Source organism: Stenotrophomonas sp. 2YAF22, assembly GCF_052114665.1.
Classification (GTDB): Bacteria; Pseudomonadota; Gammaproteobacteria; order Xanthomonadales; family Xanthomonadaceae; genus Stenotrophomonas; species Stenotrophomonas indicatrix.
Window position 1 is genome coordinate 1 of sequence record NZ_JBFRFE010000473.1, and the last position, 3,437, is coordinate 3,437.

Here is a 3,437-nt window from a genome sequence, read left to right on the forward strand (position 1 = left end):
GACGATCCGCGCCACCAGCGGGTGGCGGACCACGTCGCGGGCTTCGAAGAAGGTGAAGCTGACGCCCTCCACGTCGCGCAGCACGTCGATCGCATCGCGCAGACCGGACTTCACATGCTTGGGCAGGTCGGTCTGGGTCAGGTCGCCGGTGACCACGGCGGTGGAACCGAAGCCCAGGCGGGTCAGGAACATCTTCATCTGTTCGATGGTGGTGTTCTGCGCTTCGTCCAGGATCACGAACGCATCGTTGAGCGTGCGGCCGCGCATGTAGGCCAGCGGCGCGATCTCGATGACGTTCTTTTCCAGCAGCTTGAGCACCTTTTCCACGCCCAGCATTTCATACAGGGCGTCGTACAGTGGGCGCAGGTACGGGTCGACCTTCTGGCTCAGGTCGCCGGGCAGGAAGCCCAGCTTCTCGCCGGCCTCGACCGCCGGACGCACCAGGATCAGGCGCTGTACGCGCGATTCGTTCAGTGCTTCCACCGCGCTGGCCACGGCCAGGAATGTCTTGCCGGTACCGGCCGGGCCGATGCCGAAGTTGATGTCGTGGCTGACGATCTGGTGCAGGTAGCGGCTCTGGTTGGAACCCCGGCCGCGCACGGTTCCGCGCTTGACCTTGATCGCCACGTCCTGCGCTTCGTAGGAGCGGTCGGCGATCTGTTCGATGTTGGCCGCGTTCAGCCGCAGGTGAATGGCGTGGTTGTCGAAGGTGGTCTCGGCGGCTTCTTCGTACAGCGCCTCGATCAGTTTCTGCGCCTCGGCGCTGGCCTCGGCCGGGCCGCTGATGCGGAACACGAAGCCGCGGTTGGCGATTTCCACGCCAAGCTTCAGTTCGATCTGGCGAAGGTGGCCGTCGAACGGGCCGCACAGGTTGGCCAGCTGCGCGTTGTCTTCCGGCGACAGGGTGAAGTCTCGATGCTCGATGCTTTTCATTGCTTGGGGTGGGGCGGGGTCGCCGTCCACCGCGATGGAGTCAGGGACGACAAGGGTAACGCGCAAGTCGGCATGACGACAGTTCTCCACACCGGGTGTGGACCGGCGCCGAAGAAACCTGTGGATAGACCTTCGCAGGGCTTGTGCCACAAGGAAGATGATGCCGTGGTGAAAATTGTGCCAGTGCCTGCAGGGTTTTCCACATGCGGTGTGGACGGTGTTGCCACGAACCTGTGGATAGGTGGCAGCGAGCCTTGCGGCAGTGGCGTTGGCAGCGGCTGATCAATTATTGGCCAGCGCTGATCTGGATCATTGCGGGTGCACAGGGAGCATGGCACCGTGGCGCCATCGCAGGAGGTGGCGCATGGCCGTGGGCACGTGGGTGCGCAGGATGGGGTTGCTGGGCAGCTGCCTGCTGGCGGGGTGCGGCGAAGCACCACCAGCAGCACTGGGTACGCTTGAATGGGACCGGATCAGCGTGCCCGCACCGGCGGCTGAAGTGATCAGTACCGTTGACGTGCGCGAGGGGCAGGCGGTCAAGGCGGGCGCGCTGCTGATGCGCCTGGACCCTGTCCGTGGCGCAGCCCAGCTCGACGCCGCACAGGCCGAAACGGCCCGCGCGCAGGCACAGCTCGAGGAACTGCAGGTGGGACCGCGTCCGGAGCAGATCGCCCAGGCGCAGGCACAGCTCACCGCGCTGCGCGCGCAGGCGGCGGAAGCCACCGCGTACTACCGCCGGGTGCAACCGCTGGCCCGCCAGCGGCTGGTTGCGGCCGCCGACCTCGACCGGGCGCGAGCGGCCGCCGACAACGCCGTGGCCAGCGTGCGCGCTGCCGAACAGGTGTGGCTGGAGCTGCAGCGCGGCAACCGTCGTGAGGACATCGCCCAGGGCCAGGCTACCTCCAGGGCGACACAGGCACAGGAGGTCGTGCAGGCCGTCAACCTGCAGAAACTGCAGCTGCGCGCGCCACGCGATGGCGTGGTTGATGCGTTGCCCTACAGGCAAGGCGACCAGGCACCGATCGGTGCGCCGTTGGTGGTGATGCTGGTGGGCGAACGGCCGTATGCGCGTGTGTACCTGCCGCAGCCATTGCGCCTGCAGGTGAAAGTAGGGCAGGCGGTGCAGGTGCAGCTGGACGGCGCGAATACCGTATTGAAAGGGCATGTGCGGTCGATCCGCAGTGAACCCTCCTTTACCCCCTATTACGCGTTGACCGGTGATGACGTCTCGCGGCTGAGCTACCTGGTCGAGATCGAGATCGACGACAGTGCCGACATGCAGGCGCTGCCTGCCGGGCTGCCGGTGCAGGTGCGTTTCTGAATCCGGTCGATGGCATCGCCGTGCGCGCGCAGGGCCTGAGCCGCCGTTTCGGCGACCTGCTGGCGGTGGACAACGTCGATCTGCAGGTGCCGCGTGGGCAGGTATACGGCTTCCTCGGCCCCAACGGCTCGGGCAAGTCGACCACCATCCGCATGCTGTGCGGGCTGCTTGAGCCGAGCGCGGGCGAGATCGACGTGCTGGGCCTGGCGATCCCGGCGCAGGCCGAAGCGTTGCGCCGCCGCATCGGCTACATGACCCAGCGCTTTTCGTTGTACGAAGATCTGTCAGTGCGGGAGAACCTGGAATTCCTTGCCGCCATCCAGGATCTGCCACGCGCGCAGGCGCGGCAACGGGTCGATGCGCTGCTGCTGCAGTATCGCCTGCAGGACCGCCAGGTGCAGTTGGCCGGCACCCTCAGTGGTGGGCAGAAGCAGCGGCTGGCGCTGGCCGGTGCGGTGATCCATGCGCCGGAACTGCTGTTCCTGGATGAGCCGACCAGTGCGGTCGATCCCGAGTCGCGTCGCGATTTCTGGGAGGCGCTGTTCGAACTCGCCGATGCCGGCACCACGGTGCTGGTGTCCACCCACTACATGGACGAGGCCGAACGCTGCCACCGGCTGGCGATCCTTGATCGCGGTGCCCTGGTAGCCGATGGCACGCCGGCCGAACTGTGCGCGCAGCTGCAGGGTCGCACCCTGGCCGTCACCACCGCGCAACCCCGGCAGGCCAGCCGCGCGCTGGCGGCGCTGCCGGGCGTGCTCAGCGTGGCGCAGATCGGCACCGAGCTGCGTGTGCTGTGCAGCGAGGGCGCGGCCGATACCGCCGTGCTGGCGCAGGCCCTTGCCACCGCCGATCCRCAGGCCAGCATCGAACCGGTGGCGCCCAACCTGGAAGACGTCTTCGTTTCCGCTACCCGTGGCCGCGGCCGGGAGCCGGCGGCATGAGCCTGCGACGGCTGTGGGCGATCATGCTCAAGGAGCTGCGCCAGCTGCGCCGCGACCGGATCACCCTGGCGATGATCATCGGCATCCCGGTGATGCAGCTGCTGCTGTTCGGCTATGCGATCAACCTCAACCTGCGGCACCTGGATGCCGGCATCGCCGACCAGGCCAACAGTGCGGCTTCTCGCGCGCTGGTGCAGGACATGGTCGCCACCGGTGTGATTGCCCCGCGCGCACAGGCC

The 3,437-nt window shown here is 67.2% G+C and carries 3 protein-coding genes and 1 pseudogene; 3 read left to right on the forward strand and 1 reads right to left on the reverse strand.

Features of this window, described 5'->3' with window-relative positions:
* On the reverse strand, positions 1 to 933 hold a 933-nt coding region (locus tag AB4Y84_RS16660), incomplete at its 3' end, for a PhoH family protein (RefSeq protein ID WP_442250476.1).
* A gap of 364 nt (positions 934 to 1,297) precedes the next feature.
* On the opposite strand from AB4Y84_RS16660, the gene AB4Y84_RS16665 reads away from it, so the two are divergent.
* The 3 genes and pseudogenes from AB4Y84_RS16665 to AB4Y84_RS16675 all read left to right on the forward strand — a co-directional run.
* Positions 1,298 to 2,254 carry an HlyD family secretion protein gene (locus AB4Y84_RS16665; protein WP_442243724.1) on the forward strand — a complete coding sequence of 319 codons (957 nt, stop codon included), beginning with the start codon at positions 1,298 to 1,300 and terminating at the stop codon, positions 2,252 to 2,254.
* A 20-nt stretch (positions 2,255 to 2,274) separates the two neighbouring features.
* Positions 2,275 to 3,198: an ABC transporter ATP-binding protein gene (locus AB4Y84_RS16670; RefSeq protein ID WP_442243723.1), complete on the forward strand. Its 924-nt coding sequence runs from the start codon at positions 2,275 to 2,277 to the stop codon at positions 3,196 to 3,198.
* Positions 3,195 to 3,437: pseudogene (locus AB4Y84_RS16675) on the forward strand (ABC transporter permease); the annotation flags it as partial. The gene AB4Y84_RS16670 and the pseudogene AB4Y84_RS16675, both read left to right, overlap by 4 nt.